The 13,592-nt window shown below is 57.1% G+C and carries 11 protein-coding genes; 8 read left to right on the forward strand and 3 right to left on the reverse strand.

The genetic code is table 11. From position 1 onward, the window contains the following. Nucleotides 1-218: 218 nt before the first annotated feature. Nucleotides 219-1,649, reverse strand: a complete 1,431-nt coding sequence (locus tag AAHB66_RS16870; protein WP_347113702.1) for a 6-phospho-beta-glucosidase — start codon at nucleotides 1,647-1,649, stop codon at nucleotides 219-221. 279 nt (nucleotides 1,650-1,928) lie between these two features. Between AAHB66_RS16870 and purM the strand changes: the two genes are divergently transcribed. The 4 genes from purM (at nucleotide 1,929) to ppx (ending at nucleotide 7,419) form a co-directional block, all read left to right on the forward strand. After that, the gene (purM, locus tag AAHB66_RS16875; RefSeq protein ID WP_106994629.1) at nucleotides 1,929-2,966 is read left to right on the forward strand and encodes a phosphoribosylformylglycinamidine cyclo-ligase; all 1,038 of its coding nucleotides are present in this window, start codon (nucleotides 1,929-1,931) and stop codon (nucleotides 2,964-2,966) included. Further along, nucleotides 2,963-3,604, forward strand: a complete 642-nt coding sequence (purN, locus tag AAHB66_RS16880; protein ID WP_347113704.1) for a phosphoribosylglycinamide formyltransferase — start codon at nucleotides 2,963-2,965, stop codon at nucleotides 3,602-3,604. The genes purM and purN overlap by 4 nt, the downstream gene beginning before the upstream one ends. A gap of 209 nt (nucleotides 3,605-3,813) precedes the next feature. Continuing rightward, nucleotides 3,814-5,874 carry a polyphosphate kinase 1 gene (ppk1, locus tag AAHB66_RS16885; protein ID WP_347113705.1) on the forward strand — a complete coding sequence of 687 codons (2,061 nt, stop codon included), beginning with the start codon at nucleotides 3,814-3,816 and terminating at the stop codon, nucleotides 5,872-5,874. Between the two features lie 3 nt (nucleotides 5,875-5,877). Next, on the forward strand, nucleotides 5,878-7,419 hold the full coding sequence (gene ppx, locus AAHB66_RS16890; RefSeq protein WP_347113706.1) for an exopolyphosphatase: 1,542 nt from the start codon (nucleotides 5,878-5,880) through the stop codon (nucleotides 7,417-7,419). A gap of 8 nt (nucleotides 7,420-7,427) precedes the next feature. Here ppx and AAHB66_RS16895 read toward each other — a convergent pair whose 3' ends face one another. Beyond that, on the reverse strand, nucleotides 7,428-9,668 hold the full coding sequence (locus tag AAHB66_RS16895; protein WP_347116510.1) for an EAL domain-containing protein: 2,241 nt from the start codon (nucleotides 9,666-9,668) through the stop codon (nucleotides 7,428-7,430). A gap of 346 nt (nucleotides 9,669-10,014) precedes the next feature. Between AAHB66_RS16895 and AAHB66_RS16900 the strand changes: the two genes are divergently transcribed. Further along, nucleotides 10,015-10,221 (forward strand): YfgG family protein, encoded by a 207-nt coding sequence (locus AAHB66_RS16900; protein ID WP_347113708.1) that lies wholly within the window; start codon nucleotides 10,015-10,017, stop codon nucleotides 10,219-10,221. 30 nt (nucleotides 10,222-10,251) lie between these two features. Here the strand turns inward: AAHB66_RS16900 and AAHB66_RS16905 are convergent, their stop codons facing one another. Further along, nucleotides 10,252-11,133, reverse strand: coding sequence for a LysR family transcriptional regulator (locus AAHB66_RS16905; protein ID WP_347113709.1), 882 nt, complete (start codon nucleotides 11,131-11,133; stop codon nucleotides 10,252-10,254). 98 nt (nucleotides 11,134-11,231) lie between these two features. Here AAHB66_RS16905 and AAHB66_RS16910 point away from each other — a divergent pair, with 98 nt between their 5' ends. From AAHB66_RS16910 to AAHB66_RS16920, 3 genes are read left to right on the forward strand one after another with little or no spacing between them, the layout of a single operon-like run. Further along, nucleotides 11,232-12,488 carry an MFS transporter gene (locus AAHB66_RS16910; RefSeq protein WP_347113711.1) on the forward strand — a complete coding sequence of 419 codons (1,257 nt, stop codon included), beginning with the start codon at nucleotides 11,232-11,234 and terminating at the stop codon, nucleotides 12,486-12,488. 43 nt (nucleotides 12,489-12,531) lie between these two features. After that, nucleotides 12,532-12,786, forward strand: coding sequence for a YdgH/BhsA/McbA-like domain containing protein (locus AAHB66_RS16915; RefSeq protein WP_347113713.1), 255 nt, complete (start codon nucleotides 12,532-12,534; stop codon nucleotides 12,784-12,786). 10 nt (nucleotides 12,787-12,796) lie between these two features. Then, entirely contained in the window at nucleotides 12,797-13,543 is a 747-nt protein-coding gene (locus AAHB66_RS16920) for an alpha/beta hydrolase (protein ID WP_347113714.1), read from the forward strand. The last annotated feature ends 49 nt before the right edge of the window (nucleotides 13,544-13,592 follow it).

Below are 13,592 nucleotides of genomic sequence, written 5' to 3' on the forward strand. Positions count from 1 at the left end.
AAAAAAATCGCCGGATTATACCGCTTTTTGCGGACTACGCCATACCCATCTTGCTTGACGCTGATCAAGCAAAGTGATTAACAGGCCGTTACAGATTATAAAACAGACAAATCATTCTGGAGAGAAGCGGAGGATTTTATGCCCGGCGGCGCTGCGCTTGCGCGGGCCTACGGGCTTGTAGGCCGGGTAAGGCGCAGCCGCCACCCGGCAATGCGGAGTTAAAGCGACTCGCCGTTGCTGGCGATCACCTTCTGGTACCAGGCGAACGACTTTTTCTTGCTGCGATTCAGCGTGCCGTTGCCTTCGTTATCTTTATCGACGTAGATAAAGCCATAGCGTTTTTTCATTTCGCCGGTGCCGGCAGAAACCAAATCGATACAGCCCCACGGGGTGTAGCCCATCAGATCCACGCCATCTTCCATCACCGCTTTCTTCATCTCGCGGATATGGGCGCTGAGATAGTCAATGCGGTACTGGTCGTTCACCGTGCCGTCGCTCTCCAGCACGTCGATGGCGCCAAAACCGTTCTCGACGATAAACAGCGGCAGCTGGTAGTGATCCCAGAACCAGTTCAGGGAGTAGCGCAGCCCCACCGGGTCAATCTGCCAGCCCCAGTCCGATTTCTGCACATAAGGGTTGGAGACCAGACTTTTGCTCTCGTCGTAATCCAGCTGCGGATTATCCGCCGTCGCTTTGGTGGCAAACGACATGTAGTAGCTGAAGCCGATATAATCCACGCAGCCCTGCTTCAGCGCGGCTTTATCCTCTTCGGTGATATCAAGATCAAAACCACGGCGGGTAAAGTAGTTGAGCAGATGCTGCGGATAGGCGCCGCGCACGTGCACGTCGGTAAACCAGTAGCGGCGGTGCATGGCGTTCATCGCCATCATCATGTCGTCCGGGGCGCAGGTTAGCGGGTAAATAGGACACATGGCGATCATGCAGCCAATCCGCAGGGACGGGTTGATGTCACGTCCGGCTTTTACCGCCAGAGCGCTGGCCACCAGCTCGTAGTGCGCCGCCTGGAACATCACCGGCTCGCGATCCTCGCCCGGCTGATAGTGCAGGCCGGAGTTAGTGAACGGAGCAAAATCTTCGTGGAAGTTGGCCTGGTTGTTGATCTCGTTAAAGGTCATCCAGTACTTCACTTTGTGCTGATAACGCTTAAACACCACGCTGGCAAAGCGCACAAAGAAGTCGATCAGTTTGCGGTTACGCCAGCCGCCGTATTCGCTTACCAGGTGATAAGGCATTTCGAAGTGCGAGAGGGTAATCACCGGCTCGATGCCGTGCTTCAGACACTCATCAAAGAGATCGTCATAAAACTGCAGACCCGCTTCGTTAGGCTGCTGTTCGTCACCTTTAGGGAAAATACGCGTCCAGGCTATCGAGGTGCGGAAGCATTTAAAGCCCATCTCCGCGAACAGCTGGATATCTTCTTTGTACCGGTGATAGAAATCGATGGCTTCATGGTTGGGGTAGTTTTTGCCCGGCAGCACGCCGTCGGTGATTTCGCGCGGGACGCCGTGCGCGCCTGCGGTCATCACGTCTGCGACGCTCGGGCCCTTCCCGCCCTCCTGCCAGCCGCCTTCAAGTTGATGCGCCGCCACCGCGCCGCCCCACAGAAAACCCTCTTTGAATCCTGACATGCGATATCCCTCATTCAGCGTTAATTATCGGCAAAAAAGAGTACAGAAACCGGTTTCAGTGAGATGATGTGCATTCAGCGAAGGGGTTGCAAGAATAAGAATGTACCCGGTTTCATTTTCGTGAACAGGTTCAAGTTTGTGCGCCAGGCGGCGATTTTCTCAGGATTTTCAGGGTCGCTTTTTTCTGTTGCAGAATGGGCTCGCAAACGTTTGCCTGGACTGTTAGAATTGCGCCGATTTTTCTTACTATCGCAATGCAATCGCGTGGGGACTTGAGCCGTGACCAACAAAACTTCTCTCAGCTACAAAGATGCCGGTGTAGATATTGACGCAGGTAATGCGCTGGTTGACCGTATCAAAGGGGTAGTTAAAAAAACCCGCCGCCCGGAAGTGATGGGTGGGCTGGGAGGATTCGGCGCCCTGTGCGCGCTGCCGCAAAAATACCGTGAACCGGTTCTGGTCTCGGGCACCGACGGCGTGGGCACCAAGCTGCGCCTGGCGATGGATCTGAAACGCCACGACACCATCGGTGTTGACCTGGTCGCCATGTGCGTTAACGACCTGGTGGTTCAGGGCGCTGAGCCGCTGTTCTTCCTCGACTACTACGCGACCGGCAAGCTGGACGTCGACACCGCAGCCAGCGTGATCAGCGGGATCGCGGAAGGCTGTCTGCAGTCTGGCTGTGCGCTGGTCGGCGGCGAAACCGCTGAAATGCCGGGGATGTACCACGGCGAAGATTACGATGTCGCCGGCTTCTGCGTGGGCGTTGTCGAGAAATCCGAGATTATTGACGGCAGCAAAGTAACCGACGGCGACGTGCTGATTGCGCTGGGCTCCAGCGGCCCGCACTCCAACGGCTACTCCCTGGTGCGCAAAATTGTCGAAGTGAGCGGCTGCGACCCGCTGACCACCGAGCTGGAAGGCAAACCGCTGGCCGATCACCTGCTCGAACCGACCCGCATCTACGTGAAATCCATTCTGGAACTGATCGAGAACGTGGACGTTCACGCTATCGCCCACCTGACCGGCGGCGGCTTCTGGGAAAACATTCCGCGCGTGCTGCCGGACAACACCCAGGCAGTGATCGACGAATCTTCCTGGCAGTGGCCGGCGGTGTTTAACTGGCTGCAGGATGCCGGTAACGTCAGCGATCACGAAATGTATCGCACCTTCAACTGCGGCGTAGGGATGCTGATCGCCCTGCCGGCCAGCGAAGTGGACAATGCCCTGGCGCTGCTGCAGGCGAAAGGTGAAAACGCGTGGAAAATCGGTATCATCAAAGCATCTGATTCCGAACAGCGTGTGGTCATTGAATGAAAAACATAGTGGTGCTCATTTCCGGTAACGGAAGTAATTTGCAGGCTATTATCGATGCCTGCAAACAGAAGAAGATCAACGGCACCCTCCGCGCAGTATTCAGTAACAAGGCCGACGCGTTCGGCCTTGAGCGTGCCCGCGAGGCAGGCATTGCCGCGCATGCGCTCAGCGCCTCCCAGTTTGCCAGCCGCGAGGCCTTTGACCGCGAGCTGGTGCAGGAGATCGACGCCTACGCCCCGGACGTAGTGGTGCTGGCGGGCTATATGCGGATCCTCAGCCCGGCGTTTGTGGCGCACTATGCCGGACGCCTGCTGAATATCCACCCTTCCCTGCTGCCAAAATATCCCGGCCTGAATACCCACCGTCAGGTGCTGGATAATGGCGATGAGGAGCACGGCACCTCGGTCCATTTTGTCACTGACGAACTGGACGGTGGCCCGGTTATCCTGCAGGCGAAAGTGCCGGTCTTTGAAGGCGACAGCGAAGAAGAGGTCACCGCTCGGGTTCAGGCCCAGGAGCATGCCATCTATCCGCTGGTGGTGAGCTGGTTTGTTGATGGCCGCCTGGAAATGCGCGACGGTGCCGCCTGGCTGGATGGCGCGCCGCTACCTCCGCAAGGACATGCGGCGGAAGAGTAGTTTTTTGCCGGGTGACGCGACGCTTACCCGGCCTACGTTTTATGGCGAAGCACTATTCCGCACCACCAGCCAACCTTCTATTATCCCTCAAGAATAAATTTAACTGTCATACTTTTCTGACACAGTTGGACATATAGTGGAAATGCTCGCCATAATAAAGGCGAGACGGATTTACCACGTCCTGTGATTGAACTGGAGTGTGAGTAGTAATGGGTCAGGAAAAGTTATACATCGAGAAAGAGCTAAGCTGGTTAGCATTCAACGAGCGCGTGCTTCAGGAAGCGGCGGATAAAAGTAACCCGCTGATTGAACGCATGCGTTTTCTGGGGATTTACTCCAATAACCTGGACGAGTTCTATAAAGTTCGCTTTGCTGAACTGAAGCGTCGAATCATCATTAGCGAAGAGCAGGGTTTAAACTCGAATTCGCGTCATCTGCTTGGCAAGATCCAGTCCCGGGTCCTGAAAGCCGATCAGGAATTTGACAGCTTGTATAACGAATTGCTGCTGGAGATGGCACGCAATCAAATCTTCCTGATCAACGAGCGACAGCTCTCGGTCAACCAGCAGAGCTGGCTGCGCCACTATTTCAAACACTATCTGCGCCAGCACATCACCCCTATTCTGATTAACCGTGAAACGGACCTGGTGCAGTTCCTGAAGGATGACTACACCTATCTGGCAGTGGAGATAATCCGCGGCGACAGCATTCGCTATGCGCTGCTGGAGATCCCGTCGGACAAGGTGCCGCGCTTCGTCAACCTGCCGCCGGAAACGCCGCGTCGCCGCAAGCCGATGATCCTGCTGGATAACATCCTGCGCTACTGCCTGGACGATATCTTTAAGGGCTTCTTCGATTACGACGCGCTCAACGCCTATTCGATGAAGATGACCCGTGACGCCGAGTACGACCTGGTGCACGAGATGGAAGCCAGCCTGATGGAGCTGATGTCCTCCAGCCTCAAGCAGCGCCTTACCGCTGAACCGGTGCGCTTTGTCTACCAGCGCGATATGCCGGACGCGATGGTCGAGATGCTGCGTGAAAAGCTGACCATCTCCCGCTACGACTCCATCGTGCCGGGCGGCCGCTATCACAACTTCAAAGACTTTATCGGCTTCCCGAACGTTGGCAAGGCCAACCTGGTGAACAAGCCGCTGCCGCGCCTGCGCCATATCTGGTTTGACAAGTTCCGCAACGGCTTCGACGCCATTCGCGAGCGCGACGTCCTGCTCTACTATCCGTACCACACCTTTGAGCACGTGCTGGAGCTGATGCGTCAGGCGTCGTTCGACCCCAACGTGCTGGCGATCAAAATCAACATCTACCGCGTGGCGAAGGATTCGCGCATTATCGATGCGATGATCCATGCCGCCCACAACGGGAAGAAAGTGACCGTGGTGGTGGAGCTGCAGGCGCGTTTCGACGAAGAGGCCAACATCCACTGGGCCCGTCGTCTGACCGAAGCGGGCGTACACGTGATCTTCTCGGCCCCGGGGCTGAAGATCCACGCCAAGCTGTTCCTCATCTCCCGTAAAGAGGGTGATGACGTGGTGCGTTATGCCCACATCGGTACCGGTAACTTCAATGAGAAGACCGCGCGTATTTATACCGACTACTCGCTGCTCACCGCCGATGCGCGCATCACCAACGAGGTGCGCCGGGTCTTTAACTTCATTGAGAACCCGTACCGGCCTGTCAGCTTCGACTACCTGCTGGTGTCGCCGCAGAACTCCCGCCGTCTGCTGTATGACATGATCGACCGTGAGATCGCCAATGCGCAGAAAGGCCTGCCTTCCGGCATCACGCTGAAGCTCAATAACCTGGTCGATAAAGGGCTGGTGGATCGCCTGTATGCCGCCTCCGGCTCAGGCGTGCCGGTCAATCTGCTGATCCGCGGCATGTGCTCTCTGATCCCCGAGCTTGAGGGTATCAGCGAAAATATTCGCGTCATTAGCATCGTTGACCGTTACCTCGAGCACGATCGCACCTATATTTTTGAGAACGGTGGCGATAAGCAGGTCTACCTCTCTTCTGCCGACTGGATGACGCGCAACATCGACTATCGCATCGAGGTAGCGACGCCGCTGCTCGATCCGCGACTTAAGCAACAAGTTCTTGATATTATTGATTTACTGTTAAACGATACCGTGAAAGCACGGTATATCGATAAAGAACTGAGTAACCGCTATGTGCCGCGCGGCAATCGCCGTAAGGTGCGGTCACAGCTGGCGATTTACGACTATATCAAATCACTCGAGCAACCCGATTAACCTATGCCGATAAACGATAAGACCCCACGACCGCAGGAGTTTGCTGCGGTCGACCTTGGTTCTAACAGCTTCCACATGGTCATTGCCCGTGAGGTTGATGGCGCAATGCAGATCATTGGTCGTCTGAAACAGCGCGTCCACCTGGCTGACGGCCTGGGTGCAGACAACATGCTCAGCGAAGAGGCGATGGAGCGCGGGCTGAACTGCCTGTCGCTGTTTGCCGAACGCCTGCAGGGTTTCACCCCGTCGAGCGTCTGCATTGTCGGAACCCATACCCTGCGCCAGGCGTCGAACGCCACGGACTTTTTAAAGCGCGCGGAGCAGGTGATCCCCTACCCTATCGAGATCATTTCGGGCAATGAAGAAGCCCGTCTGATCTTCATGGGTGTGGAACATACTCAGCCGGAAAAAGGCCGTAAGCTGGTGATCGATATCGGCGGCGGCTCAACGGAGCTGGTGATTGGCGAAAACTTTGAGCCACATCTGGTCGAAAGCCGCCGGATGGGCTGCGTCAGTTTCGCCCAGATCTACTTCCCGGGCGGAACAATCAGCCGGGAGAACTTCCAGCGCGCGCGCATGGCCGCGGTGCAGAAGCTGGAGTCGCTCGCCTGGCAATACCGCCTACAGGGCTGGAACGTGGCGCTTGGCGCTTCGGGCACCATCAAAGCCGCCCATGAAGTACTGGTGGAGATGGGCGAAAAAGACGGTTTTATCACCCCTGAGCGTCTGTCGATGCTGATGGAAGAGGTGATCAAGCATAAGAGCTTTGATGCCCTGAGCCTGCCTGGCCTCTCCGAAGAGCGCAAAGCGGTGTTTGTCCCGGGCCTGGCGATCCTGTGCGGCGTGTTCGATGCGCTGGCCATTCGCGAGCTGCGCCTGTCTGACGGTGCGCTGCGCGAAGGCGTGCTGTATGAGATGGAAGGCCGTTTCCGCCACCAGGATATTCGCAGCCGTACCGCGCAGAGCCTGGCGAATCAGTACAACATTGACCGCGAGCAGGCAAGACGCGTGCTGGAAACCACGACCCATATGTATGAGCAGTGGGAAACCCAGAACCCGAAACTGGCGCATCCGCAGCTGGCGGCCCTGCTGAAGTGGGCAGCGATGCTGCACGAAGTCGGGCTGAACATCAATCACAGTGGAATGCACCGCCACTCGGCCTACATTCTGCAAAACAGCGACCTGCCTGGCTTTAACCAGGAGCAGCAGACCATGATGGCCTCGCTGGTCCGCTATCATCGTAAAGCCGTTAAGCTGGACGAGCTGCCGCGCTTTACGCTGTTCAAGAAAAAACAGTTCCTGCCGCTGATCCAGCTGTTACGTCTGGGCGTGCTGCTCAACAACCAACGTCAGGCAACGACCACGCCGCCGACGCTGACGCTCACCACGGACGATAACCACTGGACGCTGAGTTTCCCGCACGACTGGTTCAGCCAGAACGCGCTGGTGCTGCTGGATCTGGAAAGAGAGCAGCAGTACTGGAGCGCCGTCACCGGCTGGTGCCTGAAAATCGAAGAAGAGCACTCTCCGAACGTCGCCGCGTAACCTCTCCTTCAGGCGCTCTTCGTGAGCGCCTGTTGCGGCAGTAAAGAGTCCAGCGGTACGGGTTTGCCAATTAAATACCCCTGGAAATAATCAATTCCCAGCGCCTCGGCGGCGCAGCGGATCTCCTCGCTCTCGACATATTCTGCCACCACCAGCATTTTCTTCATCCGCGCCAGATGGCAAATCGAGGCCACGATCTGATAATCCAGGCTGTTGTTGACGATGTTACGAATAAAGCTGCCGTCGATCTTCAGGATATCGGCATCCACGCTTTTTAAGCGGGCGTAACTGGCGTAGCCGGTACCAAAGTCATCAATGGCCACCCGGCAGCCCATCTCCTGCAAATGGTTCATCGTCTGCATCGCCAGCCCGGCATTGCCAAAACTGCTGCTCTCGGTGATCTCGAATATCAGCTGCCAGCTCTCAATGGCATAGGTTTGCAGCATGCGGCTCACCTCCAGCGGCAGCTGCGCCCGGCAAACGGATGAAGGCGACAGATTAATGGCAAACCGCTGGCCCGGCAGACTCTCCCGGTTATCGTCCATAAACTGCAGCGTCTTCTCCAGCACCAGCAGATCGATTCGCGAAGAGAGGCCAAACTCCTGCGCGACGGGCAGGAACTCATCGGGGGAAATCAGCTCTGCGCCATCGTTTTGCAGACGGAGCAGCACCTCGTGATAGTCATCCCCGCGGATCCCCTTCACCGGCTGCGCCAGCAGGGTAAATTCATCTTTTTCCAGCGCACGCTGCAGGCGGCTCATCATCGCGACTTTATCTTTCAGGCCGCGTTGCAGATTGATGGCGCCCCGCTGCTGTAAGTTTTCCGGGTGATTGGTCGCCAGGGAGAGATCGGCAATGGTGCTCAGCTCCCCCAGCAGCAGATAAAGGTGCACCACCGGCGACCGCACGTAGCAGTAGCTGACCCCCACCTGCGGCTGGAGCGGCATTCCGTCCCAGAGGAAGCGGAAACGCTTGATGTGTAAATCCAGCTCATCAATGCGGGACTGATGCGACTCGGTATTCAGCCGCAGCACCAGATCGTGCCCCGACAGCTGATAGACGCACTCATCCGGCTGCAGATAATCATTAATCCACGCGGCCAGTTTCTGTTTGTACTGGATACGCAGCAGGACGCCGTAGTTACGTCCCAGCACTTCCAGCTCCGGAATGCGCAGGAAGCAGAGCACCGACCAGGGCTTTTTCCCCAGCGCACGGTTAAGCGCCCGCAGGTTGGGCATGTGCACCACCGGGTCGAGAAACGCCAGCCGTCTGGCGCGGATATTAATCGCCCGCTGCCGCGTCGCCAGCATCGCCATGTAAACCACCACGAAGGTAAAGACCAGATAGCTGGAGGAGGTGATGGTGAGCTGAATGTCATAGCCCTGCGCCCGCGGGATGTAGCTGTCAAAAAAGTGAATTGAGACAATCAGTACCGGCGTCCAGATCAGGGACATCAGCTTATAGCCGAAGCGCATCGATCCCCAGAGCATCACCGGCATCAGCAGCGACAGCGTGTAGTTGGTGCTGAAGATAGTACTGTTTTCGGTGATGGGCCACAGGAGCAAGGCCAGCAGTGCGCTCGTTGCCATCAGCCAGATAACCACTTCCGTCGCCGTCACTTTACGGTCGATCTGACCCACAATCTGCGACAGCAGGCTGCGCAGATAGCGGGGGTGGCGAAGGGTGCGGATGATCAGATAGCAGAACGGCACGCCCGTCAGGCAGCCAACAAGTAAGCCCTGGTAATTAATCAGCGAGCGGATCCCGGGGGTGCTGATACCCGCCAGGTCAAACCGTGTTTTGTAGACGCCAAGGTAGACGGCGAACTGAAACAGCAGCAGGAAAATCGTGGCCGGACAGAGCATCTGCCAGAACATCCGTTGCGCCATCAGTCGTGCGTCACCATAGGAGACATTATTGCGGCGGGGAGCGAAGACCCGATATCCGCCCCAGCTGAGGGTTATCGGGATCAAAAAATGGCCAATTGCCACGGCAGTCTCGTAACCGCCCACCGAAGGGTAGTAGCGCACAAAGAGCGCAAGCATAATGCCGGGCACCGCTGCCATGCCGTAAAACAGCATCAGCGACAATAAGAACGCCAGCGGCATATAGTAGAGCACCACGATATTCCCCTGAACCTGGGTGTAGGTGGTGGCAAGGCGCGCGACGGGCAGCAGAACGACCGGCAGGATCAGCGGCAGCGCCCACCAGCGGTCTCTATATTTTTTGTATAACGAGAAAATAGTCATAGATGCCATAGTTAACCCACTCATCCAGGGGCAGTTCAGACAGGCATCCAACCTGACGACGTTGTCGTGCAGGCGAAATAACGCTTACACGAAAGGAGGAAAGATTTTAGTAAGCCCTGGCGAGGGAGATTTGACTTAAATCAAAGAGATTAATCCCGGGAAAGAATATTCACATTTTTTAACCGTACTTTTGTGCTAATTATCAGTGGCGTAAATAAAGTTATTATTAAACATAACAATCAGTGGATTAATCGTTGACAGAATTTTACATTCGGATTAATTGACCCCTGTGGCCCCGTATGCCTTAATGGCACATCGCCCGCAGGGTATTTTCTGGAACACTACAGTGAGTCAGGCCACACGTATGCGAAAACGACATCGGTTTAACACTCGGATGACGCGTATCATACTGCTAATCAGCTTATTCTTTTTCGTGGGCCGCTTCGTTTACTCCTCCATTGGTGCCTGGTATCACCACCAGGAAAAAAAGCAGGCGCAACAATCCAGCCTCTCTGGCGAATACGTCGAACGCTCCACCACCACAATTAATTAAGCCTTCTGTTTTTATGGGCTAATTAAATTATTACGCCGTTTGTAATAATCGAATAATTTCGCTGATCCCTTTACTCAGCACTTTATCCTGACGCATAACGATGGCCAGCTGACGCTCTAAAACCGGCGTAAGTGAGCGCACGCATAGCCCCTGCCTGTCCTCCGCACATTCCACCGCCATGCGTGGAATAATGCTGTATCCCAGCCCGACGCGAACCATACGTTTGATGGCTTCGATACTGCCAGACTGCATGATCGGCTGCACCTCCAGACCGCTGGCCTGAAACCAGGCGTCGATCACTGCCCTTGTGCTGCTCCCGGTTTCAAAGGCGATAAAGGGGTGGGCCTGTAGTTCAGGTGCGGTCAGCGTGGCAAACAGCCCCTGCTGATCCGCTGCTGCAATAAACACAAACTCCTCATCCAGCACCGGCGCGATCGCCAGCGCCGAACCTACAACGGGTAAGGTGACCAGCCCCAGATCGAGACGGTTCTCCTCTATGGCGCGGACAATCTCCAGCGTGTTGCCGGTGGTGACGCCGACCCGCAGCAGGGGATGATCCTGCCGCAGCTGCTGCAACAGCGGCGGTAAAAGATGGATGCAGGCCGTCGCCCCCATCCCGATAGCGATCGTTCCGCTCACCTCATGGCTGAACGCGGCCACCGCCCGAATCGTCTCGTCCACCGCCTGCTCAATCCGCTCGCCATGAGTCAACAGCGCCAGCCCGGCCGCCGTGGCTTTCACGCCCCGACCGGTACGCTCGATTAATCGCGCCTGTAAAAACTGCTCCAGCTGGCGGATCTGCAAACTCACCGCCGGTTGCGAAAGCCCCAGCACGTCCGCAGCCGCAGAAAAACTGCCCCGCTGCACGACCAGTCGAAAGGTTGCCAGCTGTCCCAGATTCAGCGTCGTCATCACAAAGTTTCTCTTATAGGAGCCATAAACGCACCGGCCTGCCTGCGGTCTGATGCGCGGGATATGCTCAGGATAACTGTCTGATGGAATGAAAGATAATGAAAAACCTGCCCATGCCCCGCACCCTCCCCCTCACCACCGGCTGTAACCAGCTTATCAACTGGGGGATCTCCTTTTACATGCCGGGCACCTTCGCCCGGGCCATCGCGGCGGACAGCGGCTGGTCGTCACCGGCGATTTATTCGGGGCTGACCCTCGCCATGCTGGTGATGGCCGCCCTCTCCCCCTTTGTCGCTAAACTGCTGGCGTGGATGGGCGGACAACGGGTGGTGATGATCGGATCGCTGCTGATTTCCGCCAGCTGTGTGTTGATGGCCAACGCCCACTCCCTTGTCGCCTGGTACGCCGCCTGGATGGTAACCGGCATCGGCATGCGCCTGTCGCTGTACGATGCACTCTTTGCGGCGCTGGTGAATCTCTACGGCCAGCAGGCGCGGCGCACCATCTCCCGCGTCACCCTGGCAGGTGGGCTGGCCTCGGTGGTGTTCTGGCCGCTGGGCGAGGCGTTGCTGACGGTGATGAGCTGGCGAAGTGCGCTGCTGATCTACGCCCTGTTCGGCCTGCTGAGCGCCGCGTTAGTCTTTTCGCTACCCAATCAGACACGCCCCGCAGTAAAGCAGCCCGCCCCGCCTGCCGGTGGCCGCAACGGCTGGCTGTATGCCGCCTTCATTGCGCTGATCACCTTTGTCTCTAACGGCACCTCCACACACCTGCCGGAATTTATCGCCAGCGTCGGCCTGCCGGTTACCATCGGCATGTTATGGGGGATTGGGCAGACCGGCGCGCGGTTCCTGGAGGTCGTTGCCGGGGCGGGGCTCACCCCGCTGCGCCTGACGCTGCTCACCGCGCTCGCCATGCCGGTGTGCTTTCTGCTCGGGCTGAGCAGTACATTCTTCCTCTGGTCTGCCGCCGGTTTTGTGCTGGGCTACGGGGCGATAAACGGACTGGTGACCATTGTGAAAGCCACCTTACCCTTGCAGCTGTTTGCCCCTGAAGAGTACGCCCGGCGCACCGGGGTACTGCTGATCCCGGCCCAGCTGATGGCGGCGGCCTCCCCGCTGGCCTATGCATGGTTAAACCGGGCGTTCGGGACGATCGGCGCGATGTGGCTGTCGTGGGGGCTGACGCTGGTGATTGCCGGGCTGGCGGTGGCTATCGTGAAGGGCCAGGCTTCGCGCGCGACCGAAATGTATCCCACTGTATCCACGACTCCCTCCTTACGCGGCCATACAAAAAAAGCCGCCCGCAGCAAACAGGGCCGATACATAAAAATGGTCTTCTGTGTCTGTCGTTAAGAAAACCTTCGCATTCACATAAACCGTTTTGAGGAATCGTAAAATGAAAACATTACTAATCGCTGTCCTGACCTTCACCGCCGCCATGACTTCTTCCGCTTTCGCTGCCCAGGAAATTAACCACCCTCAGGAGCAGCAAAAAATTGGCACCGTTTCCGACAGCAGCGGCGCATCGTCGCTGGCGGATCTGGAGGCAAAACTGCAGGCCAAAGCCGCAGAAGCGGGTGCCAGCGCGTTTCGTATTACCTCCGCCGGGGGAAATAACACCCTGTCGGGCACTGCGGATATCTATCGTTGAGGCCGTGATAATGAAAAAACTGTTTACTCAGACGCTCGCAACAGGCCTGCTGCTGGCCGCCGCCAGTGGCTCCGCGTTGGCGAATAATAAAACCGTGGTCCTGGTGCACGGTGCTTTTGCCGACGGCAGCAGCTGGAATCGGGTGATCAATAAACTGCAAAAACAGCATACCGAGGTCATTGCCGTTCAGCTGCCGCTCACCTCTTTGAAAGAGGATGTCGCCGCAACCCAGCGCGCCATCGCGCGGGCCCACGGGGATGTGGTGCTGGTGGGCCACTCCTGGGGCGGGACGGTGATTAGCGAGGCGGGCAACGATCCGCGGGTCAAATCGCTGGTCTATGTGGCGGCATTTGCCCCGGACTCGGGCCAGTCGACGGCGGATCTGGCCGGGAGCTACCCCGCTCCGCCGGGCAGCGCGGGCATCGCCAAAACCGCAGAGGGTTTTCTCTATTTACCAGGAAAATCGGTACGCGAGGATTTTGCACCGGACATCAAAGCTGATGAGCAGAATACGCTGACCGCCACTCAGGGCCCGATCCGCGCCGACGCTTTTGCAGAAAAGGTCACCCATGCAGCCTGGCACGACAAACCGAGCTGGTATGTGGTCAGCAAGAATGACCGGATGATCAACCCGGAGCTGGAGCGTGCGATGGCGAAAGCAATTCATGCCAAAACCACCGAAGTGGCGGCAAGCCATGTGTCGATGGTGAGTCACCCGGAGGAGATTGTCCGGGCGATTGAGCAAGCGGTGAAATGAAACGAGCAATAAAAAGCCCGCAGGACGCGGGCTTAAACAGAGCACGATT

Origin of the sequence: Leclercia sp. S52, assembly GCF_039727615.1 — a bacterium.
Taxonomy (GTDB): domain Bacteria; phylum Pseudomonadota; class Gammaproteobacteria; order Enterobacterales; family Enterobacteriaceae; genus Enterobacter; species Enterobacter adecarboxylatus_B.